Origin of the sequence: Castellaniella sp. (assembly GCF_041675725.1) — a bacterium.
Taxonomy (GTDB): Bacteria; Pseudomonadota; Gammaproteobacteria; order Burkholderiales; family Burkholderiaceae_B; genus Castellaniella.
On sequence record NZ_JBAYTI010000034.1, the window covers coordinates 1 to 21197 of the forward strand.

The window sequence follows — 21197 nt, forward strand, 5'->3', positions numbered from 1 at the left end:
GCGGCGTGCGACTTCGCTGGCCACACGGCCCAGGACCTTGCCCCGGGCATCGATCACAAACCAGTCACGCCGGACTTCATGCGGCTTGGCCACAAAGGTCTTCATGATGGTGTTCCTGAATGAGATATGAGATGAAATTTTCTTGAGGCCCCCAGAACCGTGCGCAAGCTGCTTCTGTACAGCACCCTTCTGGAAACCTGCCCCGCCTGGCCAAGACATTGTGATGGGGCCCATGACGCACCCCCTGCCCGTACCGGGTAGGCATTAAAAGAAAATCCGCCCATCATACCTGATTGGGCGGATGAAATCAAAGCATGGGGCCTGGGTGGCAAAGCCCATGCGCACAGCAGGCACCCGCCCCGGCGCACCGGGGCCCGGCCTGTTCCGGCTACCTGTTCTGCTTGGCCAGCACCGCGCCCAGATAGTTTTCGAACACGCCTTCGCCTACGCGGAACCAGGGCACCAGATTGTCGCGATACCCCATGTAGTCGTCGTAGATTTTCTTGAAGCCCGCGTCGTTGTCGCAGAATTCTTTATAGACCGCGTTCGAGGCTTCGTAGCAGGCATCGAGCACCGCCCTGGGGAAGCTCTTGAGCACGGCGCCCCCGGCGATGAGGCGGCGCAGGGCCTCGGGGTTGTAGTTGTCGTAGTATTCGACCAGGTGGTTGGAGGCCGCGCGCGAACAGACCTCGATTGCCGACTGGTAGGCCTTGGGCAGTTCGGCGAACGCCTGGTCGTTGACGTATAGCGAGACCTGGGCGGCGCCTTCCCACCAGCCAGGATAGTAGTAATACTTGGCGACTTTGTTGAAGCCCAGCTTTTCGTCGTCGACCGGACCGACGAATTCGACGGCATCGAGTGCCCCTTTTTCGAGGGCGGGATAGATGTCGCCCGTGGCCAGCTGCTGCGGAATGACCCCCAGCCGGGACATGACTTCGCCGGCAAACCCGGCCGTACGCATGGTCAGGCCCTTGAGGTCTTCGACCGAATTGATTTCTTTGCGATACCAGCCGCCCATTTGCGCCCCGGTATTGCCAAAGGGAAAGTTGATGATGCCCAGGGGCGCGAAGAGTTCGCGCATGAGGCTCAGACCATTGCCTTCGCGGAACCAGGCGTTCATTTGCCGTACGGTGAGCCCCCAGGGCACGGCGGTATCAAAGCAGAAGGACGGATTCTTGCCATAGTAATAATACGAGGCGGTCTGGCCGCACTCGACCGTGCGATTGCCCACGGCATCCATGACCCCGAAGCCGGGCACCAGCTCGCCCGCCGGGTACAGGCGGATGTTGAACTGGCCGTCTGTAACGTCCTTGACCATATCGCAAAACAGCTGGGCCGTGGAAAACAGGGCTGGCGTGGCGGTATTGTAGGTGGACGTGAATTTCCAGTTGATGGATGGATTGGACTGGGCGATGGCGGGTGCCGCCACGGCGGCAGTCCCTGCGACGGCACCTAAGCCGGCCTTTTTGAGGAACGCGCGACGCTGCATGATGTGGATCTCCGTTGTTTTATGTGAATTATGCTGTGCAACCCTGCAGATATTACACTGCTCGATACCGTACGCCCAGTCCTGCAGGGTATGGGTGGGCCGGGCCCGGCCGGCCGCTACAAACCGGCCACCGCCATGTGGTCGATCAGTACCGAACCGCTGGCCTTGGCACCGCGCCGGTGGACATCGGCGCCAACGGCCACGATGTTCCTGAACATGTCGGCCAGATTGCCGGCAATGGTGATTTCCTGCACGGGATGGCGGATGACGCCGCCCTGCACCCAATAGCCGAACGCCCCGCGCGAATAGTCGCCCGTGACGTAGTTGACCCCTTGGCCGATGAGTTCGGTCACCAGCAGGCCGGTGTCCAGGGCACGCAGCATGGCCTGGAAATCATCGCTGGCACGCGTCTGGCGGGAGCGCAGGACCAGGTTGTGCGAGCCCCCGGCATTGCCGGTGCACGGCAAGCCCAGCTTGCGCGCCGTATACGTGGACAGGAAATACCCGTTGAGCACGCCGGCCTCGACCACCTGGCGCGCCTGCGTGCGCACCCCTTCGGCATCGAACGGGCTGCTGCCCAGCGCACAGGGGATGTATGGGTTTTCGACCACATCCAGGTGCCCGGCCAGGACCGGCTGCCCCAGGGCATCGAGCAGGAAGCTGGCCTTGCGATACAGTGCGCCGCCACTGGCGGCCTGGACCAGGGCCCCCAGCAGGCCCACGGCAAGGGGCGCCTCGAACAGCACGGGATACTGCCCCGTCTTGATGGGAACGGCGCCCAGGCGCGCCAGCGTGCGTTCGGCCGCATAGCGCCCGATCTGGCCCGGGGCCGCCAGCGCGGCCGGATCGCGCGCCGTACTGTACCAGTAGTCGCGCTGCATGCCGTCGCCCTCGCCGGCGATCGGCGACACCGAGATGCTATGGCGCGAGTACGGATACCCCCCCAGAAACCCCCGGGTGTTGCCCAGTACGAAATGGCCTTCCTGGGTGTCGACCGCCGCCCCTTCGGTGTTGCGGATGTCCGGGCTCACGGCCAGCGCGGCGCGTTCGGCGCGCATGGCCAGGCGCGCCGCCGCCCGGGGATCGATCGCCCACGGATGATGCAGCTCGAGTTCGGGGTAGTGGCGCGCCAGGGTGTCTTCGTCTGGCAGGCCGGCGGCGGCGTCCTCGGCCGTGTGGCGGGCAATGTGCAGCGCGGCCTCGACCGTGCGCTGCAAGGCCGCGGACGAGAAGTCCGACGTACTGGCCGAGCCGCGCCGCTGCCCTTGGAATACGGTCAGTGACAAGGCGCGGTCGCGGCTTTGCTCGATGGTTTCGAGCGCCCCCTGACGCACGCCGACCGACAGGCCGCGGCTTTCGGAGATCTCGGCCGCGGCATCGCTGGCGCCCGCCTGGCGGGCCCGCTGCAGGGCGTCTGTGACCAGTTCGCGAAAGCGCGCTTGCTGGGCCGGAATATCGAGAAAATCGGGGTCGGTTTCTTGCATGCGTGATCTGCCCGGGACGGGACGGTTATGATAGTCGATTCATCACCATTTTATGACGTCTGCATGCCCGAGCTGCCGTATCCCCCCGATGCCGACCTCGATCCAGCGACGCAACCACCCAGCAAATCGCAGGTCAAGCGCGATATGCACGCGCTGCTCGACCTGGGCCGCGAGCTGATTGCACTGCCGGCCAGCCGCCTGGACGAACTGCCCCTGGGTGATCGCCTGCGCGACGCCATCGACCTGGCGCAACGCATCCACAGCCGTGAAGGCCTGCGGCGCCAGGTGCATTACGTGGGCAAACTGATGCGCAAGGCCGATGCCGAAGCGCTGCGCACGCAGCTCGCCCTGTGGCGCCAGGGGGCCGACCGGCAGACCCTGGCCCTGCATCGGCTCGAGACCCTGCGCGACGAGCTGCTCGAGCACGATGACGCTCTCACCACCCTGCTGGGTCGATACCCGGGCCTGGACGTCCAGGCCTTGCGCACCCGGATCCGCGCCGCGCGCCAGGAAGCGCGCGACAACGCACAACGGCCCGCGGGCCAGGAACCCGCCCGCAAGCACTACCGGGCCTTGTTCCAGCAACTGAAAACCCTGGATTTGCAGGATGATCCCAACCATGTCTGATTCACTCGAAACCATAGAGCACACCACGGGCGAAAACCCCACCCATGCCATCATCTGGCTGCACGGTCTGGGCGCCGACGGCCACGACTTCGAACCCGTGGTCCCAGAGCTGGCCCACCCGGGCCTGCCCCCTTTGCGCTTCGTCTTTCCGCATGCGCCGATACGGCCCGTCACCCTGAATGGCGGCATGCCCATGCGCGCCTGGTACGACCTCTACGGCCTGGCACGCGACATGCGCGAAGACGTCGATGGCATCAAGGCGGCGCGCCAGGCCATCGGCGGGCTGATCGCCCGCGAGGGCGAACGCGGCATCCCGCCCGAGCGCATCGTGCTGGCCGGCTTTTCGCAAGGCTGCGCCCTGGCGCTGTACACGGGGCTGCGTTTCGAAGACCGCCTGGCCGGCCTGATCGGCTTGTCAGGGTACCTGCCCCTGCGCAACACCACGGCCGCCGAACGCCATCCGGCCAATGCCGAAACCCCGGTATTCATGGCCCACGGGCTGCATGATCCGGTGGTCGCCCTCGCCTACGCCGAAACCAGCCATCATCTGCTGTCCGACCTGGGCCAGCCCATCGAATGGCATACGTACCCCATGCCACACGGCCTGCATCCGCAAGAGCTGGTCGACATCCAGGCCTTTCTGCTGCGCGTGCTGGCCCCCTGAAAACCCCGGCCCGGGCCGGCCCGGGCTCAGGCGCCCAGCCGCATCCACAGCCTGCGCATGGCGGCATCGTCCGGGTCGGGATCGTTGCGCAGGCCCAGAAACGTCATCAGGCCCAGCATGGGCCGGTTGGTCGCCAGCACCAGGCCTTCGATGTAGTCCAGGCCCTGTTGACGCGCCAGGCCGATCAGGCTGCGCATGAGTTCGGCGCCCAAACCCCGACGCTGCCAGGCATCGGCGATCACCAGGGCGTATTCGGCCCCCCGGCCATCGGGATTGCGCAGATAGTGGGCAAAGCCCACGATGCGCTCGCGCAGCAGCCCGCGGTTGTCCGGATTGGGGACCTGCACCACCGCCACCAGCGCGACCTCGCGGTCATAATCGATGCGCGTATAGCGCGCCAGCATGCGCGGGGTGAGCTCGCGCAACATGGACACGAAGCGCATGTAGCGTGTCTCGTCGGACAGGGTGCGGACGAATTCCTGCAGCAGGGCAGCGTCTTCGGGGCGGATGGGCCGCAGCAGCCACTCGTTGCCCTGCGGCGTCACGAGGGGGCGCACCAGGCGCCGCGGATACGGATGGATGGCCATGTGCCGATAGGCATGGTTTTCGGGCCGTTCGCCGTCGTGGTCCGGATCGAGTGCGATGCGTATGGCACCGGCATGCAGCACCGTGTCGTCCGACCACAGTGGGTCGATCGAAAGGCCCTGGATGCCGGGCAGCTCGCAGATCATGTCCGACAGCCGCTCGAGCGTCTCGCGCAGCTGTTCGAACGCGGCTGCGCTCAGGTCGCGCTCGAGCACGCGCGACCAGAACTTGCCGCGCTGGATCAGTTGCCGGGCCAGGTAATTGTTGAGCGGGGGCAGCTCGATTTCCAGGTACGAGGACGTGAGCCGGGCATGAGCGCCCCCCGGGCCAAATTGCAGGTAGGGGCCAAAACAGGCATCGCGCCGCACGTGGATGGCCATGGGGATCGCGGCCTGCGGGCCGTATCCACCCGCATGCTGCGGCTCGGCCAGCTGGACGGGCACGTGGAAGCAGTCGAGCAGCCAGCGCACATTTTCTTGCGAGAGCTCGGTGCGCCCCGACATGATGGCATCATTGAGCAACAGACGCGCCTCGTCCAGGCGCGGCGCCTGGCTGAGTTTCTCGGGGGGCAGGACCTGCTGCGCCAGGGCCTGGTTGTAATGATAGGTGGCCAGGATGCCATACGCGTGTGCCGCCGCCTCAGGCGTGCGAAAAGCCGGCAGCCCGACGGCGTCGAGGCGCTGGCGCAGCGGCCGCATCGAGGCATCCCCCATCAGGCAGCTGATGATGGGTTTGTGGGCGTCCTGCGAGAAGCGGGCCAGGGATTCGACGGCGCCCTCCATGTCGGACAGGGCATCGGGCGCAATCAGCACCAGCACGCCGTCCACATTGGTATCGGCGGCCAGCAGGGCCAGCGTGCGCTCGAGGCGGTCGGGGTCCAGCGGTGCGTGGCTGATCACCGGATTGTGCACGCTGGCGCCAGGCTCGAGCAGCCCGGCCAGGGCGTGGCGGGTCTGGGTGGCGAGCTCGGCCCGGGCCACGGGCCCGCGCGTCCCGATGGCATCCAGGGCCAAGTGGGCGGCCCCATGGCCGTTGGAAAATACCGCGATGTAGCGCCCGCGCTGGCGGCGCGCATGCACCAGCACCTTGAGCGCCGAGAACAGCTGGACGTACACGTGGATGCGCACCGCCCCCGTACGCCGCAGCAAGGCATCGAAGACGGCATCGGCCGCCGGGTCCGCAACCGGCCCCTGGCGGCCCACCTTGAGCACGATCACCGGCTTGACGCTGGCCGCCGCCATGAGGGCGCTGGTGAAGCGCCGGGAGGAATCCACCTGCTCGAGATACAGAACGATGCTCTCGGTGCGGCTGTCCATGGCCAGGTATTCGAGGATCTCGGCCGCCGTCACCCCGTCGGCATCGCCCACCGTGACCACGGCCGAAAACCCCAGGCCGATGTCCCCGGCCCAATCCATGACGGCGGCAGCCACCATGCGCGACTGGGCCACCAGGGCCACCTGCCCGGCCGGAGCCGCCTGGGCCTCGAGCCCCAGATTCAGGCCCAGGTGCGGGCGCTGCACGCCCAGCGCGCCCGGGCCCAGCACCAGACAATCATTGAGCCGCCCCCACGTTTGGCAATAGCTGCGCGTTTCTTTGGGATCATGCGCCGCCTGCGGATGCGGCAGCAGAATGACCACCCGGGGCCGGTGTGTGCGCAACGCGCCCAGGACCGACATGAGCCGCACCGGATCGACCCACAGCACCGCCATGTCCAGGCGTTGCCCAGCCAGCAGGAAATCGAGCCGCTCGGGCATATGGAGGTGGCCGTGTTCGTCGACGGTGACTTCCGCGATCCGGCCACGCAGCAGCGCCGGCGGGTTTTTCAGGGCAGGCAGGGGGCGCGAACTGACGACGAGCAGAGAACGCGGCTCGAACAGCGCCGAAAGACGATGACGCATCATGAACAATACCCCGGGGCGACCTGAAACAGGACCTCATTTAAAATGACGGACTGAACGAACCATTCTACAGGGGTTCTTCGGTGTGCCGGCCTGCGGCACCCCCTGGATCCCGCCCGATGCATCACCCACGATCCTGCCATGACTGCAACCCAGACGCGCCCCGTGCGCACGCGTTTCGCCCCTTCGCCTACCGGCTTCCTGCACCTCGGTGGCGCCCGCACCGCCCTGTTTTCCTGGGCCTATGCCCGCCACTTTGGCGGCCGCTTCGTGCTGCGCATCGAAGACACCGATCTCGAGCGCTCCACCCCCGAAGCCGTGCAGGCCATTCTCGATGCCATGCAGTGGCTGGACCTGCAGCCAGACGAAGGGCCGTTCTACCAGATGCAACGCATGGACCGCTACCGCGAGGTCATCGCCCACATGCTGGCCCAGGGCACCGCGTACCATTGCTGGAGCACCCCCGAAGAAATCGAGGCCATGCGCGCCCGGGCGCGGGCGCGCGGGGCCAAGCCGCGCTACGACGGGACCTGGCGGCCAGAGCCGGGCAAAACCTTGCCACCGGTGCCGGCGGGCGTGCAGCCGGTGGTGCGTTTCCGCAACCCGCTCGAAGGCGTCACGGCCTGGGATGATTTGGTAAAGGGCCCCATCCGCTTCGACAACGCCGAACTGGACGACCTGATCATCGCGCGCCCCGACGGCACCCCCACCTACAATTTCTGCGTGGTGGTCGATGATTGGGACATGAACATCACCCACGTCATACGGGGCGACGACCACGTCAACAACACGCCGCGCCAAATCAACATCCTGCGCGCGCTGGGGGCCGAGCCGCCCTGCTATGGTCACGTGCCCATGATCCTCGGGCCGGATGGCGAAAAACTCTCCAAGCGGCATGGCGCGGTCAGCGTCATGGAATACGAGCGCCTGGGCTACCTGCCCGAGGCAATGATCAACTACCTGGCGCGCCTGGGCTGGAGCCACGGCGACGACGAGCTGTTCACCCGCGACCAGTTCGTGGCCTGGTTCGATCCGCGCCACCTGAGCCGCTCACCCGCCCAGTGGGACCCCAAGAAACTGAACTGGGTCAATGCACACACGCTGCGCCAGCTCAGCCCGGACGATCTCGCCCGGCAAGTCGCGCCGCGCATCGAACGGTTGGGCGGCACCTGCGGGCAGGTCGACCTGCCCGCGATCATGGCCCTGCTGCGCGAGCGGGGCGACACCCTGGAAGATCTGGCACAGGCGGCGCTGCTGTTCTGCGAGGCCGAGCCGCCCGCGGATCCCGGCTTGCGGGCCGAAGTGCTCGATGCCCAGGCGCTGGAGCGGCTCGATGGGTTCCGTGAACAGGCCGCCAGGCTGCCCGAATGGACCCCGGCGGCGCTGGACGCGCTGATCAAGGCGTGCCTGAAGCAATGGGGCATCAAGATGCCCCAGCTGGCGATCCCCTTGCGGGTTGCCGTCACCGGCCGCAAGCAGACCCCCTCGATCGGGGCCGTCCTGGCCCTGCTCGGGCGCGACACCGTCTTGCAGAGGCTCTCTGCGCTGCAGGATCAGAACGGCAGCCGATAGCCGGGCGACATGCGCTTGGCCTGGATGGCCTGCCCCTGGGGCCCCTGCAACCGCAGGGCATCGGGCTGCACGCGCAGGACCCGGAAGCGGTTGATGTAGATGGGGTCATCGAGATTGACAGGCAGGCCATTGGATTCCTGGGTGCGCAGGGTCAGGGTCTGGCCCTGGTAGGTCCAACAGCCGGTTTCATACAGGCCCTGCGACGGCTGGCGGGGCCGCTTGATCTGCTCTACGTACGCCATGCTGCCGTCCGCGTTCAAGGTGTAGAGGGTCCGCAATGCGCCTGCCACGCCGGCCTGCGCAGAGACCGACAGCCAGTTGCCCACCAGGGGATCGCCATCCGCAACCGGCACGCAGGCCGCGGCCGCCGGCGGATGGCCATTGCCCGACACCTGCGGACCCAGGGTGGAACAGGCCGACAAAACGAGCAGGCCGGCCAGGCCGGCGAGGTGACGGGCACGAGGCAAAGCAGTGGACATGACATGAACCTTCTGGAAAGACCAGCCCGGCAAGCCCCTTGCCGCAGCAGGGCTGCCCAGGCTGCAGCAGGATGGCCGCCCTACAATCGGTACGTGTGCCTCCTGCGCATCGACAATCCAGCCATTTTAACGACATGAGCCATTCCGTACTGGTCATTTTGCATTTGTATGCAGCGATATTTTTCGTGGGCACCGTCTTCTTCGAGGTCATCATCCTCGAAGGCATACGCCCCATCTTGGGCCGCGACACCATGCGCAGCGTCGAACTCGCCATCGGGCAGCGCGCACGCCGCATCATGCCCTTCGTCATCCTGATTCTGTTCGGGGCCGGCCTGGCCATGGCGTGGCAATTCGGGGCAGAGCTGGCGCACCCGCTGGGAAGCAGCTTCGCCACCCTGCTGTGGATCAAGATCATCCTGGCGTTCAGCGTGCTGGCGCACTTCATCACCGCCATCACCCTCAGCGGCACGGGGCGGCTCAAGTCGCGTCACTTCAAGTGGATCCACGTGAGCGTGTTCACCCACGTGGTGCTCATCGTCTTCCTTGCCAAAGCCATGTTCTTTCTGAAGTGGTAATGAAGCGGTAATAGAAGCGGTAAGTATCCAGGCACAGCGCCGTCCACTTTCAAGCTGCATTGGCATGCGTTAGACTTCTGACGTTTCCACAGAGTGAAAGAGACGGCATCATGGCCACCCCCAAGAAATCCACTTCCACGACCCCCAGTCCCAAAAAGGCCGCTCCGCGAGCAGCCGCAAAAAAGGCGCCTGCCAAGGCGCCTGCCCGAAAAGCCGCTGCGGCCACGGGCGGCGACGCCCCCATGGCCCGTCAGGATCCGAACCCGGCCGGCTCCTGGCCGTTCCCCGTCGGCAAGCGGCCGTAAGGCGCGCAGCATGGCTCAAGACGTGCTCGGGTTCCTGCTGGACATTCTCTTCCAGCTGTTCGGCATCGCACTCATCCTGCGCGCCTGGACGTTTGCCATTCGCCTGCATCCCTTCAATCCGTGGTCGCAGGCCTTGTTCAAAGTGACCGACTGGCTGGTCGTGCCCTTGCGGCGCATCGTGCCCGTCAGCGGCCGGTTCGACTGGCCCAGCATCCTGTCTTGCTGGATTGCCGCCCTGCTGTACCTGTGGCTGAGCTGGCTGGTCGCCATGGGCGGCCTGACCCCAGGCACCGAACTCCTGGGCCCCATGCTGCTGGCCAGCCTGCTGACCAGCATCAAGTGGCTGTTCAACGTGATCGTGTGGGTCACCCTGATCCAGGCGGTGTTGTCGTGGATCAACCCGCTGTCGCCCATCATGCCGGTGCTGTATACCTTGACGGCCCCTTTGCTGAACCCGATCCGGCGCTGGCTGCCCCGCACCGGGGGGCTCGATTTCTCGCCCCTGGTGCTGCTGATCCTGGCCCAGGTGGCCATGATGGTGGTCAACCATCTGGCATACGCCAGCCTGGGCGCCTGAGCGCACGGGCGGCCGGGACACCTGCTACATGGGGGCCACGCGCGTGCCGCCGGCGCCGCTGATCATCTGTACCCGCTGGCCCACGGACAAGGGCACGTCGGCTTCTTGGACGACCACCCGGGTCTCGCCGCCATCCAGCAGCACGGTGATTTCCAGCCCCTGGGTCTTGTCGATCTGCTTTTCGATGACGTTGCCGGCCAGACCGCCCAGCAAAGCCCCCCCTATGGTGGTGAGCGTCTTGCCCTTGCCGCCCCCCACGGCGCTGCCCGCGACACCGCCCAACGCCGCGCCCGACACCATCCCCACGCCGCTGGACCGGTCGGATTGGATGACCACGGGCCGCACGCTTTGCACGGTGCCGTAGCGCACGGTCTGTTCCTGGCGCGCCTGGCCATAGGTATAGACTGAACTGGAAGCCGACTGGTTGGCGCAGCCCGCGAGCGCCAGGGCCGCCGCCGCAAGGCCCAGTGCGGCGGCCTGGCGCAGGCGACGGGAAGAAGGGACCTGAGGAATGCCAGCCATGAATGAAACTCCGCAAAAGACACGAACACACGTCGGTCGGTCGATGATCTCAGAGGGATTTGCCCAGACCATAATGGGTATTGAGACAATCGACGATCCGGGCTTGCCCGGGTTGATGGTTCTGGGGCCCCCTGCTCATGATTTTAAGGCTCCCCATGACGTTCGCCAAACAGCAGGCCTCGGCCAGCGTCCAGCCGCGCACCAGACCGTGAAGCAGACCGGCCCGATGCGCGTCGCCACAACCGGTCGGATCGAGGGGGTGGCTGACCGGTACGGGGGCGATGTCCGTGGATTCGCCCCCCACGTATAGCACGCTGCCCCGCGCACCGTGGGTCACGACCACGGCCTGCAGTTCGCGGGACCAATCCTGCACCGTACGCCCCGTGCGATCCTCGATCACGCTCGCCTCGTAGTCATTGGCGGTCAGGATGCTGGCCATGGCCAGCATGTCCTGCAGATCCGGCCCTTCGAACAGGGGCATGGCCTGCCCGAGATCGAAAACGAACGGGATCCCGGCCTGGTGCAGACGGCGTGCATGCACGAACATGGCATCCTTGGCATCGGGCGCCACGATCGCCCACGCCGCGGCGTGCCCCGAGAGATCGTTCTCGGCCGAGCGCAGCATGGCGCCGGGGTGGAAGGAGGCGATCTGATTGTTTTCCTGGTCTGTCGTGATGTAGCACTGCGGCGTGTAGGCCTCGGGCAGCACCCGCACCAGCGACGTGTCCATGCCAAGATCGCGCATGCGTTGCACGTAGTCTTCGGCATCTGCGCCCACCGTCCCCACCGGAACCGGCCGCCCCCCCAATAGGTGCAGGTTGTAAGCGATGTTGCCGGCACAGCCACCGTATTCCTTGCGCAGCGTTGGTACAAAGAACGAGACACTCAGCGACTTGATGCTTTCAGCCAGAATATGGTCGCGAAAACGGCCTTCAAACACGGCGATCGTATCAAAGGCAATCGAGCCGCAAATCAGTACATCCTGGTTCAATACATCCTGGCTCATGAAAATCCTCAGGGGTAAAAAAGGTCCAGCTGAAAACCATTGGCCTGCACGTTCTCGAGTGCCAACGGCAGCTCGATGTGCACTTCGTCGTGGGCCGCAAACGGCGCGTGCCGCAATGAGGCGGGGAGATATTCATCGGGCTCCAGGTTGCGCCGCACCACCAGCGCGCCGGCGTTGTCGTTCAGGGAGAGCACCAGCATGGGCCAGGACTGTGGCCGATTCGTGCCATTGCGCAGAACCACGGACAGCAGGTATTCGCGCCTGTCGCCCGCCGCGGCGCCCGCCGGGCCCTCGGCCGTGGCGCCGGCCGCCTGGCTGCCGCTGGGCGCCGCTTCGCCTTGCGGTGCCGCTTTTGATTCCGCCGTGCGCTCGATCATTTTCAGGCTGGACGACATGATTGCCGCACGCGTCAGGTTCCTGGCGTAGGGCACGTCGCAGCGCAAGGGCCCGCAGGCGCGCTCAAGCCACGGGCGGATCACAGGCGCGGCCTGCGCCAGTTGGGCACGCCACACATAGACAGCCTGCGCCAGCAGCAACCCCAGCAGGACGACCAGCAGGACATGGCCGAGCAGGCGCCAGGGGTTGCCGCCCGCCTCGTGCCTGCGATGACTGGCCAGCAGGGCCGAAGCGGTGCCGCCGCGCCCGGCCCGCCCTGTGCGCGCTTCCACGATGAACGCTTCGGGCCGCGCCGGCATGGAGGGTTCCCGGGCACTGCGAAAGACATGCGGGACGTCATCCTCGTCGACGTCCGTATCGGGCTCGATCGACAGCGAGGGTTCGCGGTGATCCACGAACATGGGTTCGTCGCGGATCACCGGCCCGGCCACCGGCGGTTCGGCGGCTGGCACCTTGGCGGGCCCTGCGACAGGCCCCGGGGATTCATCGGTCGTTACCTCGGCGTAGCCATCGAAAATATGCGCGCACTGGATGCAGCGCACGTAGCCTTTGCGCAGCTGCAGATCGGCCAGGCTCGCCTGAAACACCGTCTGGCAGCGCGGGCAGCGGGTCGTCAGCTTCATGACGCGGCCTCCCGCTGACCCGCCAGGCACACCCAGCCGTCCCGCGTTCCGGCGACGGCGAGCGGCAACCAGGGTGCATAGGCCTCGATGACCTCTGCCACCTGGCGCTCGAGCACCCCGGACAGAACCAGGTGGCCGCCAGGCCGTACACGCGCAGCCAGCATGGGCGCCAACAACTTCAGGGGCCCCGACAGGATGTTGGCAAGCACCACGCCATGAGTGCCGACCGGCAGCGCATCGGGCAGGCACACCTGCAGCGCGACCTGATTATTGAGCGCATTGTGCCGGGCCGCTTCGACGGCCTGGATGTCGATGTCCGTGGCCCATACCGCGCCGGCGCCGAGCAATACGGCGGCCATGGCCAGAATGCCCGAGCCGCAGCCGTAATCCAGTACGGTCTCGCCCTGCGGCAAATGCGCGGCCAGCCATTCGAGGCACAGGCGGGTGGTGGGATGACTGCCCGTCCCGAAAGCCAGCCCGGGATCGAGTTCGATGCGAATCCCGTCGGCATGGCAGCCGACCGGAGGCAGCCGGGCGTCGCCCCGATGCCAGCTGGGCACGATCCAGATCCGTTCGGCCACCAGGATCGGCTCGAACTGCGCCTGGGTCAGGCGCACCCAGTCGGCGTCGGGGACCTCGCGCTGGGCGTCGGCCAGGCGGCCCGGGTGCCACCCTGGCAGGCCTTCGAGCGCCGCCAGCGCCTGTGCGGCATCGACCCCGTCGGCCAGCAGCACGCACAGGCGATTGCGGCGCCAGGCCCGGGTTTCGGGCTCGCTGCCTGGCTCGCCGAACAAGGCTTGTTCTTCGGGCGTGAGGGCATCGGCATCTTCGATGGCCACGGACAGCGCCCCGGCCGCCAGCAAGGCATCGGACCAGGCTTCGGCCTGATCTTCGGTACAGGACAGTACCAGCTCGCGCACGCCGGTTCCTCAGGGCCGCTGGGCCAGTTTGTGTTCGAGATAATGGATGCTGGTGCCACCCTGCTGAAAATTGGCATCCTGGAGCAGTTCGCGGTGCAGCGCGATGTTGGTCTGCACCCCTTCGACGATCATCTCGGACAGGGCGATGTCCATGCGCATCAGGGCGTGATGGCGATCGTCTCCGTAGGCGATCAGCTTGGCGATCATGGAATCATAGTACGGCGGCACGACGTAACCGGTGAACACGTGCGAGTCCATGCGGATGCCCGGACCGCCCGGGACGTGCCAATTGGTGATCTTGCCTGGGCTGGGCGTGAACTTGTAAGGGTCTTCGGCATTGATGCGGCATTCGATGGCATGGCCATGCAGTTGGATGTCGCGCTGGCGCCAGGCGAATTTTTCGCCGGCGGCGATGCGCAGCTGCTGCTGAACCAGATCGATGCCAGTGATCATCTCGGTGACGGTGTGCTCGACCTGGATGCGGGTGTTCATTTCGATGAAGAAGAACTCGCCGTTTTCGTACAGGAACTCGAACGTGCCCGCCCCCCGGTAGCGCATCTGGCGGCAGGCTTCGGCACAGCGTTCGCCGATGTGCTCGACCAGCGTCCGGTCGATGCCCGGTGCGGGCGCTTCTTCGATGATCTTCTGGTGCCGCCGCTGCATCGAGCAGTCGCGCTCGCCCAGCCAGACCGCTTTGCCGGCCCCGTCGGCCAGCACCTGGATTTCGATGTGCCGCGGGTTCTCGAGGAACTTCTCGAGATAGACCTCGGGGTTGTTGAAGGCAGCCGCTGCCTCGCTGCGCGTCATGGCGACCGCATTGGGCAGCGCGGCCTCGGTGTAGACCACGCGCATGCCGCGCCCGCCGCCACCGCCCGCGGCCTTGATGATGACGGGATAACCGACCTCGGCCGCCAGGCGGCGGATTTCATCCGGGTCGTCGGGCAAGGCGCCATCCGACCCCGGCACCACCGGCACCCCGGAAGCGACCATGGCCTGCTTGGCGCTGACCTTGTCGCCCATGACGCGAATGCTTTCGGGGCGCGGCCCCACAAAGACGAACCCGCTTTTCTCGACCCGCTCGGCGAAGTCGGCATTTTCGGCAAGAAAGCCATAACCCGGATGAATGGCCTCGGCGTCGGTGACTTCGGCCGCGGAGATGATGGCCGGCATGTTCAGGTAGCTGTCGCGCGGCGCAGCCGGGCCGATGCAGACGGATTCGTCTGCCAGGCGGACATACTTGGCTTCACGGTCGGCTTCGGAGTGCACCACCACGGTTTTCACACCCAGCTCCCGACACGCCCGCTGGATACGCAAGGCGATTTCGCCGCGATTGGCGATCAGTATTTTGTCGAACATGGCTCAGGCAATGATGAACAGGGGCTGGCCATATTCCACCGGCTCGCCGTTTTCGACCAGGATCTGCTGCACGGTACCGGATTTGTCGGCCTCGATCTCGTTGAGCAGTTTCATGGCCTCGATGATGCACAGGGGGTCGCCCTCTTTGACCGCCTGACCCACTTCGACGAAGGCCGGCGAATTGGGATTGGGCGCCCTGTAGAACGTACCGACCATGGGCGCCTTCACGGCGTGGCCCTGGGGTTCGGGCGCGGCCGGTTCGGCCACGGCGGCAGCCGGCGCGGCAGGCACGGGCGCAGGGGCGGGGGCCGGCGCGGCCACAGCGACTGTCTGCGAAAACTTCACGATGCGGACCTTGCCGTCGCCTTCGGTGATTTCGAGCTCTGCGATGCCCGAATCAGCCACCAGATCGATCAGCGTTTTCAGTTTTCTGAGATCCATGGTTGTGTCCTGTGCGTCCCGGCAAAAGCACGAGACATTCTTGATGATAGAAATCAGCGCTTTTTACGCCAATTTGAATGGTTTGTCCATTAACTGGCAGCAAAACAGCCTGCACGAACAATTGATCGAAACCTAAAGGATACGTTTGATGCGCACCTGGATGTCGTCTTCTTTGAGCTCGCCCAAAAGACGATCGGCCACGTGCCCGTCGCGGTCGAACAGGATGCTGAACGGCAGGACGCCAGACTTGTTGCCCAGCTCGCGCATGAGCGCCACGCCCTGCGTGCCCGTCAGTAGCAACGGATACGATACCGGGACTTTTTCGATGAAGCGCTGCACATTGGCCTGCGTGTCGACCGCGAGGCCAAGCACGGCCAGGTCGGGATATTGTTCGTGCAATGACTGCAGCAAGGGCAGCTCGCGCACGCAGGGCGCGCACCAGCTGGCCCAGAAGTTCATCAGCACCGGCTGGCCCAGCCAGCCGGAAAGGGGGGTTTCGCCCCCCTGAAGCGCAGGCAAGCTGCGCCCGAACACCGGGTTGGCCGGCAACAACGCCGCCACGACCCCGGCTGGGGTCGCCACCGCACTGCAGGCCAGCAGGGCTGCGCCCTGCAGAAAAATGCGTCTGTGCATGAAACAACACGGATTCCAGAGGCCTAGGGTACCTGCCATCATAGCATTCGCCCTCTACAATACAGGGCGGAGGAAGTGATGCACATACATTTGCTGGGGATTTGCGGTACGTTCATGGGCGGCCTGGCGCTTCTGGCCCGCTCGGCGGGCCATCGGGTGACGGGGTGCGACGCGGGGGTCTACCCGCCCATGAGCACGCAGCTGCAGGATCAGGGCATCGACCTGATCGAGGGATACGCCGCCGAGCAGATCGCGCTGGGCGCCGATCTGTACGTGATCGGCAACGTGATCCGGCGTGGCAACCCGCTCATGGAAGCCATTCTCGACCAGGGCCTGCCCTATGTGTCGGGGCCGCAATGGCTGGCTGAACACATCCTGCCCGGCCAGCACGTGCTGGCCGTGGCGGGCACCCACGGTAAAACGACCACCAGCGCCCTGCTGGCCTGGATATTCGAACATGCCGGGCAGCCCGCCAATTTCCTGATCGGCGGCGTGGCGCCGGACCTCGGGCCGTCGGCCCGCTTCGAGCCTTCGCGCACGCGCTTCGTGATCGAGGCGGATGAATACGACACGGCGTTTTTCGACAAGCGCTCGAAGTTCGTCCACTACCGGCCCCGCACGGCCATCCTGAACAACCTGGAATTCGACCACGCCGACATCTTTCCCGACCTGGCCGCCATCGAAACCCAGTTTCATCACCTGGTGCGCACGATTCCGTCGCAGGGGCAGATCATCCGGCCCGCCCAGTGCGCCGCACTGGACCGGGTGCTCGCACAGGGCTGCTGGACACCGGTCGACACATTCGGCGCGGATGGCCACTGGCAGGTGCGCGAAACCGACGCGCAGGGCCTGCGCTGCGAGATCCTGCACCACGGCATCGGTCAGGGCGAGCTGCACTGGCGCCTGAGCGGCCGGCACAACCAGTCGAATGCGCTCGCGGCCCTGGCTGCGGCGCACCACGCGGGCATCCCCGCCGGGGCGGGCATCCAGGCGCTGAATGCCTTCAAGGGCGTGCGTCGCCGGCTCGAACTGCGCGCCACAGTCAACGGTATCGCGGTCTACGACGATTTCGCCCACCACCCCGCCGCCATCGCCACCACCCTGGACGGCTTGCGCCGCCGCACGGGCCGCCAGGCCCGCATCCTGGCCGTGTTCGAACCACGCTCCAACACCATGAAGCTGGGCACCATGGCCGCGCAGTTGCCGGCCGCGCTGGCGCAGGCCGACCAGGTCTATTGTTTCGGCCAGGCTCGGGGGCCGCAGGCCCTGGGCTGGGAGCCACGGCAGGTCCTCGCCCCCCTGGCCGACCGGCTGTGGTGCGGCGATGACCTCCAGGCACTGGTCGACGCCATCGTCCAACAGGCGCGCCCCGGAGACCACGTGCTGATCATGAGCAACGGCAGCTTCGGCGGCATCCACGACACGCTGATCGCGCGGCTGGCCGCAGGCCAACCCGCCACAGCACCCTCGCAGGCCTGATTTCATGCATGTTCTATACGAAGACGCCGGCAAACTGAAGGCCGAAACCATCCTGTCGGAAACCGATGGCGCCCTGCACGTCGAGTCGGCTGGCGGCAAGCGCAGCAAGGTCAAGCGCAACAACGTCCTGTTCACCTTCGAGCAGCCCGCACCCGATACCTTGCTGCCGGCGGCCGAGGCCCTGGCGGACACGCTGGACGTCGGGTTCCTGTGGGAATGCGCCCCCCAAGAAGAATTCGACGTCGCACAGCTGGCCGAAGAATATTTCGGCCACCCGCCCAATGCCACCGAAAAAACGGCGCTGATTCTGGCCCTGGCCGCCGCACCCGCGTATTTTCACCGGCGCGGGCGCTGCCAGTTTCGCCCGGCGCCACCCGACATCCTGCAGGCCGCGCTCGCGGCCATCGAGAAAAAACGCCGCCGGGCCGAGCAGCAGCAGGCCTGGACAGAGGCGTTGCTGGCGGGCGAACTGCCCGCCGAGATCCGCGCGGTGGCGCCGACCTTCCTGGACCGCCCGGACAAGAACCTGCTCGAATGGAAAGCGTTTGATGCCGCAGTGCAGCAATCGGGCCGGCGCCCAGAGCACCTGCTGCTGTCGTTGGGGGTCTGGTCCAACCCGCTGGCGATGATGCGCGAACGCTTTTTTGCCACCCACTTTCCAAGCGGTACCGGCTTTCCCGACCTGGACGCCCACTTTCCCCAAGGGACGGACCTGCCCCGCGCCGACGTCGAGGCCTACTCGATCGATGACGCCGGCACCACGGAGATCGACGATGCGCTTTCGATCCAGGTCATGGCCGATGACGTCCTGCGCGTGGGTATCCACATTGCGGTGCCAGCCCTGGCGGCCGGCCGGGGCAGCCCCCTGGACACGCTGGCGCGCCAGCGCATGGCGACTGTCTACATGCCGGGCGAAAAAATCCCCATGCTGCCGCCCGATCTGGTGTCCGCCTACTCGCTGGATGCAGGCCAATGGCGGCCCACGCTATCGCTCTACGTGACCGCCCGCACCGACAGCGGCGAAGTGCTCGAGGCCGAATCCCGCCTCGAGCAGCTGTGCGTACGCGGCAATCTGCGCATCGACGAACTCGAGCCGCTGGCCACTGAAAGCGCCCTCATGGATCCACAAGCCAGCCTGCCCCATGGGCACTGGCTGCGGCCGCTGTGGCAGCTGGCCCGGGCCCTGGGTGGCGCGCGCGACCGCCTGCGCGGCAAGCCCGAAAACAACGACCGGGTCGAATACCTTTTCCAGCTGATAGGCTCGCCAGACGATCCCAATGCCACCATCCACCTTCTGCCGCGCCAGCGCAACGCGCCGCTGGAGCGCCTGGTGGCCGAATACATGATCCTCGCCAATACGCAATGGGGCGCCCTGCTGGCGCGCCACGGCGTCCCGGGCATCTACCGTTCGCAACAGGCGGGCCGCACCCGCATGTCCACCCAGGCGCTGCCGCACGAAGCCATTGCGGTTCCGCAGTACATCTGGTCGACCTCGCCGCTGCGACGCTACGTGGATCTGGTCAACCAGGGGCAGCTGCTGGCCGCGGTCGAGCATGGGGTATCCGCCCGCCTGGCCGCGCCCTACAAACCACGCGATGCCGATCTCTATGCGATCATCGGCAGTTTCGATGCGCAATACGCCCAGTGGATCGACTTCCAATCCGCCCTGGAACGCTACTGGAGCCTGCGCTGGCTGCAGCAGAACAACGTGCGTGACGTGTCGGCCCGCGTGTTGCGCGAGAACCTGGTGCGCCTGAACTGCGCGCCGCTGGTTACCCGCGTGGGCGGCCTGCCCGCCCTCGAACGCGGCCAGGACGTATTGCTCGACATTCTGGGCTACGATGAACTCGAACTCGACATAGAATGCCGCTTCAGGCAGATTCTCTGAAACGGCATCCCTGCCATGGAACGCGCCCCACTGCCATTGCTGCTGCTCGAATCGCGCCCCGAAGGGCGCAACCGCATGGCGGTGGCTGTCCTGGTGTCCCTGACCCTGCATGCCATCCTGCTGGCCTGGCACACCACCGCCGGCCAGCCACCGGCCCCCCCGCCGGCCACGCTCGAGATCACGCTGGTCAACACACGCAGTCCGCAGGCCCCCCCGGCACCCCAGGCGCTTGCGCAGCACGACCTGGACGGCGGCGGCGACCAGGGCCGGACGCTGGCGGCCACCCCCTTGCCGCGCATCGAACCCACCGAAGACAAAGACCAGCTGCTGATCGCCCTGCGCGCGCGTCAGGCCCGGCTGGAAAGCGAGCAGGCGCGCTTGCTGACCCTGCTGCAGTCGACCCAGACCCATGCCCAGGACAGCCCTTCCACCCAGGACGACGGCCCCCATACCGAGCCGGGCGATGACGAATCCGAGCACGAGGCCGAACTGCTGCAAGCGCGCATCGCCGCGCTCAAGGCCGAGGTCGAGCAATACAATGCACGCCCCAGGCGCAGCTTCGTGGCGCCGGCCACCCAGCGGGCGATCGAAGCCCGCTACGTCGAGGCCTGGCGCGAACGCATCGAGCTCATCGGCACCGAACACTATCCGCCCGAAGCGCGCGGGCGTATTTATGGGGATCTGCAGCTCACGGTCTTCATTCGCCGCGACGGCCAGCTGGATCATATCCGCTTCGACCGGCCATCGGACCAGGCGGTGTTGAACAGCGCGGCACGGCGCATCATCGAGCTGGCCGCCCCATTCGACCCCCTGCCTCCAGAGCTCGCGGCGCATACCGACATCCTGGCCATCACCCGCACCTGGCATTTCACCCGCTCCGGCGTCGGTACCGCCGGCTCGGGCGGGGCGCCATGAAACGGATTCGCGCGTGGGTGCTGGGCGGCCTGATGCTGATTCTGGGGGTCGCATTCCTGTACCAGATCGGCCTGTTCGGCATGGTGGTCTGGTTCAATTTTCGCAACCCCGACGTCACCCCGATCATGCGGGCCGCGGTGGCCGAGCAGCGCCGGCATGACCCCCAGGCGCAGCTGCAATACCAATGGGCCGATTGGGATCACATCAGCACCCACCTGAAGCGGGCGGTGATCGCCTCCGAGGACACGGGGTTCATGGCGCACGACGGGGTCGAATGGACGGCCATCCGCCAGGCCTGGGAGTTCAACCGGCGCCAGAGCGAGGCCGGCACGGCCCGGCGGCGCGGGGGCTCGACCATCACGCAGCAGCTGGCCAAGAATCTTTTTCTGTCCAACGACCGCAGTTACCTGCGCAAGGTTCAGGAATTGATTCTGGCCTATATGCTGGAAACAGTGATGAGCAAGCAGCGCATCCTGGAGCTCTACCTGAATGTGGCGCAGTGGGGCCGAACCACATTCGGCGCCCAGGCCGCCGCGCGCCACTATTTTCGCACCGACGCCGCACGTCTGAACGTAGACCAGTCGGCCCGGCTGGCCGCGATGCTGCCCAACCCGTCCTGGTACGATCAGCACGGCGTCACGGCGTGGCTGCGCTCGCGCATCGCCACCATCCGGGCGCGCATGCGCCTGGTGGCCATCCCCTGACACCTTCGCCGCCCGGCACACGGCACAGGGTATCATTTGGGTTTTATTGCGATTTTTCA

The 21197-nt window shown here is 66.2% G+C and carries 20 protein-coding genes and 1 pseudogene; 9 read left to right on the forward strand and 12 right to left on the reverse strand.

All coding sequences use genetic code 11. The annotated features are described in order from the left end of the window. The 3 genes and pseudogenes from rplM to pmbA form a co-directional block, all read right to left on the reverse strand. Positions 1–105: pseudogene (rplM, locus tag WCZ84_RS08410) on the reverse strand (50S ribosomal protein L13); the annotation flags it as partial. 283 nt (positions 106–388) lie between these two features. After that, complete coding sequence (locus tag WCZ84_RS08415; RefSeq protein ID WP_372685822.1) at positions 389–1489, reverse strand: TRAP transporter substrate-binding protein; 1101 nt, start codon at positions 1487–1489, stop codon at positions 389–391. Between the two features lie 116 nt (positions 1490–1605). After that, positions 1606–2973 (reverse strand): metalloprotease PmbA, encoded by a 1368-nt coding sequence (gene pmbA, locus WCZ84_RS08420; RefSeq protein ID WP_372685823.1) that lies wholly within the window; start codon positions 2971–2973, stop codon positions 1606–1608. Between the two features lie 63 nt (positions 2974–3036). Between pmbA and yjgA the strand changes: the two genes are divergently transcribed. Next, a complete protein-coding gene (yjgA, locus tag WCZ84_RS08425; protein ID WP_372685824.1) occupies positions 3037–3600 on the forward strand; it encodes a ribosome biogenesis factor YjgA in 564 nt (187 codons plus the stop codon). Further along, positions 3584–4264 (forward strand): alpha/beta hydrolase, encoded by a 681-nt coding sequence (locus WCZ84_RS08430; RefSeq protein WP_372685851.1) that lies wholly within the window; start codon positions 3584–3586, stop codon positions 4262–4264. Before yjgA ends, WCZ84_RS08430 begins: the two co-directional genes overlap by 17 nt. A 26-nt stretch (positions 4265–4290) precedes the next feature. On the opposite strand, the gene WCZ84_RS08435 is transcribed toward WCZ84_RS08430, so the two are convergent. Continuing rightward, the gene (locus tag WCZ84_RS08435) at positions 4291–6750 is read right to left on the reverse strand and encodes a GNAT family N-acetyltransferase (RefSeq protein ID WP_372685825.1); all 2460 of its coding nucleotides are present in this window, start codon (positions 6748–6750) and stop codon (positions 4291–4293) included. A 138-nt stretch (positions 6751–6888) separates the two neighbouring features. Between WCZ84_RS08435 and gltX the strand changes: the two genes are divergently transcribed. Then, positions 6889–8319, forward strand: coding sequence for a glutamate--tRNA ligase (gltX, locus tag WCZ84_RS08440; RefSeq protein ID WP_372685826.1), 1431 nt, complete (start codon positions 6889–6891; stop codon positions 8317–8319). Here the strand turns inward: gltX and WCZ84_RS08445 are convergent. Continuing rightward, a complete protein-coding gene (locus WCZ84_RS08445; RefSeq protein ID WP_372685827.1) occupies positions 8301–8798 on the reverse strand; it encodes a hypothetical protein in 498 nt (165 codons plus the stop codon). The two genes, gltX and WCZ84_RS08445, sit on opposite strands and share 19 nt — an antisense overlap. Before the next feature lie 134 nt (positions 8799–8932). On the opposite strand from WCZ84_RS08445, the gene WCZ84_RS08450 reads away from it, so the two are divergent. Together WCZ84_RS08450 and WCZ84_RS08455 are read left to right on the forward strand one after the other, a co-directional pair. Next, positions 8933–9373, forward strand: coding sequence for a CopD family copper resistance protein (locus WCZ84_RS08450; protein WP_372685828.1), 441 nt, complete (start codon positions 8933–8935; stop codon positions 9371–9373). A 315-nt stretch (positions 9374–9688) separates the two neighbouring features. Further along, a complete protein-coding gene (locus WCZ84_RS08455) occupies positions 9689–10255 on the forward strand; it encodes a YggT family protein (RefSeq protein ID WP_372685829.1) in 567 nt (188 codons plus the stop codon). A gap of 24 nt (positions 10256–10279) precedes the next feature. Here WCZ84_RS08455 and WCZ84_RS08460 read toward each other — a convergent pair whose 3' ends face one another. From WCZ84_RS08460 to WCZ84_RS08490, 7 genes are all read right to left on the reverse strand, one after another. Further along, positions 10280–10777 (reverse strand): glycine zipper 2TM domain-containing protein, encoded by a 498-nt coding sequence (locus WCZ84_RS08460; protein ID WP_372685830.1) that lies wholly within the window; start codon positions 10775–10777, stop codon positions 10280–10282. A 49-nt stretch (positions 10778–10826) separates the two neighbouring features. Next, the gene (locus tag WCZ84_RS08465) at positions 10827–11768 is read right to left on the reverse strand and encodes a carbohydrate kinase family protein (RefSeq protein WP_372685852.1); all 942 of its coding nucleotides are present in this window, start codon (positions 11766–11768) and stop codon (positions 10827–10829) included. A 23-nt stretch (positions 11769–11791) separates the two neighbouring features. Continuing rightward, positions 11792–12802 carry a zinc-ribbon and DUF3426 domain-containing protein gene (locus tag WCZ84_RS08470; RefSeq protein ID WP_372685831.1) on the reverse strand — a complete coding sequence of 337 codons (1011 nt, stop codon included), beginning with the start codon at positions 12800–12802 and terminating at the stop codon, positions 11792–11794. Continuing rightward, positions 12799–13722: a 50S ribosomal protein L11 methyltransferase gene (prmA, locus tag WCZ84_RS08475; RefSeq protein WP_372685832.1), complete on the reverse strand. Its 924-nt coding sequence runs from the start codon at positions 13720–13722 to the stop codon at positions 12799–12801. The genes WCZ84_RS08470 and prmA overlap by 4 nt, the downstream gene beginning before the upstream one ends. Before the next feature lie 9 nt (positions 13723–13731). Continuing rightward, on the reverse strand, positions 13732–15078 hold the full coding sequence (gene accC / locus WCZ84_RS08480; RefSeq protein ID WP_372685833.1) for an acetyl-CoA carboxylase biotin carboxylase subunit: 1347 nt from the start codon (positions 15076–15078) through the stop codon (positions 13732–13734). A 3-nt stretch (positions 15079–15081) separates the two neighbouring features. Continuing rightward, complete coding sequence (gene accB, locus WCZ84_RS08485; protein WP_372685834.1) at positions 15082–15519, reverse strand: acetyl-CoA carboxylase biotin carboxyl carrier protein; 438 nt, start codon at positions 15517–15519, stop codon at positions 15082–15084. 132 nt (positions 15520–15651) lie between these two features. Beyond that, the gene (locus WCZ84_RS08490) at positions 15652–16152 is read right to left on the reverse strand and encodes a TlpA family protein disulfide reductase (protein ID WP_372685835.1); all 501 of its coding nucleotides are present in this window, start codon (positions 16150–16152) and stop codon (positions 15652–15654) included. 78 nt (positions 16153–16230) lie between these two features. Between WCZ84_RS08490 and mpl the strand changes: the two genes are divergently transcribed. The 4 genes from mpl to mtgA are packed head-to-tail and all read left to right on the forward strand — an operon-like array spanning position 16231 to position 21138. Further along, positions 16231–17631: a UDP-N-acetylmuramate:L-alanyl-gamma-D-glutamyl-meso-diaminopimelate ligase gene (mpl, locus tag WCZ84_RS08495; protein ID WP_372685836.1), complete on the forward strand. Its 1401-nt coding sequence runs from the start codon at positions 16231–16233 to the stop codon at positions 17629–17631. 4 nt (positions 17632–17635) lie between these two features. After that, complete coding sequence (locus tag WCZ84_RS08500; RefSeq protein WP_372685837.1) at positions 17636–19519, forward strand: ribonuclease catalytic domain-containing protein; 1884 nt, start codon at positions 17636–17638, stop codon at positions 19517–19519. A gap of 15 nt (positions 19520–19534) precedes the next feature. Continuing rightward, complete coding sequence (locus WCZ84_RS08505) at positions 19535–20434, forward strand: energy transducer TonB (RefSeq protein WP_372685838.1); 900 nt, start codon at positions 19535–19537, stop codon at positions 20432–20434. Further along, positions 20431–21138: a monofunctional biosynthetic peptidoglycan transglycosylase gene (mtgA, locus tag WCZ84_RS08510; protein WP_372685839.1), complete on the forward strand. Its 708-nt coding sequence runs from the start codon at positions 20431–20433 to the stop codon at positions 21136–21138. Before WCZ84_RS08505 ends, mtgA begins: the two co-directional genes overlap by 4 nt. Positions 21139–21197: the final 59 nt, after the last annotated feature.

Coding starts and splice junctions, on each gene's coding strand:
- WCZ84_RS08415 (WP_372685822.1), bottom strand. CDS start 1,489: ATGCAGCGTCGCGCGTTCCTCAAAAAGGCCGGCTTAGGTGCCGTCGCA.
- pmbA (WP_372685823.1), bottom strand. CDS start 2,973: ATGCAAGAAACCGACCCCGATTTTCTCGATATTCCGGCCCAGCAAGCG.
- yjgA (WP_372685824.1), top strand. CDS start 3,037: ATGCCCGAGCTGCCGTATCCCCCCGATGCCGACCTCGATCCAGCGACG.
- WCZ84_RS08435 (WP_372685825.1), bottom strand. CDS start 6,750: ATGATGCGTCATCGTCTTTCGGCGCTGTTCGAGCCGCGTTCTCTGCTC.
- gltX (WP_372685826.1), top strand. CDS start 6,889: ATGACTGCAACCCAGACGCGCCCCGTGCGCACGCGTTTCGCCCCTTCG.
- WCZ84_RS08445 (WP_372685827.1), bottom strand. CDS start 8,798: ATGTCCACTGCTTTGCCTCGTGCCCGTCACCTCGCCGGCCTGGCCGGC.
- WCZ84_RS08450 (WP_372685828.1), top strand. CDS start 8,933: ATGAGCCATTCCGTACTGGTCATTTTGCATTTGTATGCAGCGATATTT.
- WCZ84_RS08455 (WP_372685829.1), top strand. CDS start 9,689: ATGGCTCAAGACGTGCTCGGGTTCCTGCTGGACATTCTCTTCCAGCTG.
- WCZ84_RS08460 (WP_372685830.1), bottom strand. CDS start 10,777: ATGGCTGGCATTCCTCAGGTCCCTTCTTCCCGTCGCCTGCGCCAGGCC.
- WCZ84_RS08470 (WP_372685831.1), bottom strand. CDS start 12,802: ATGAAGCTGACGACCCGCTGCCCGCGCTGCCAGACGGTGTTTCAGGCG.
- accC (WP_372685833.1), bottom strand. CDS start 15,078: ATGTTCGACAAAATACTGATCGCCAATCGCGGCGAAATCGCCTTGCGT.
- accB (WP_372685834.1), bottom strand. CDS start 15,519: ATGGATCTCAGAAAACTGAAAACGCTGATCGATCTGGTGGCTGATTCG.
- WCZ84_RS08490 (WP_372685835.1), bottom strand. CDS start 16,152: ATGCACAGACGCATTTTTCTGCAGGGCGCAGCCCTGCTGGCCTGCAGT.
- mpl (WP_372685836.1), top strand. CDS start 16,231: ATGCACATACATTTGCTGGGGATTTGCGGTACGTTCATGGGCGGCCTG.
- WCZ84_RS08500 (WP_372685837.1), top strand. CDS start 17,636: ATGCATGTTCTATACGAAGACGCCGGCAAACTGAAGGCCGAAACCATC.
- WCZ84_RS08505 (WP_372685838.1), top strand. CDS start 19,535: ATGGAACGCGCCCCACTGCCATTGCTGCTGCTCGAATCGCGCCCCGAA.
- mtgA (WP_372685839.1), top strand. CDS start 20,431: ATGAAACGGATTCGCGCGTGGGTGCTGGGCGGCCTGATGCTGATTCTG.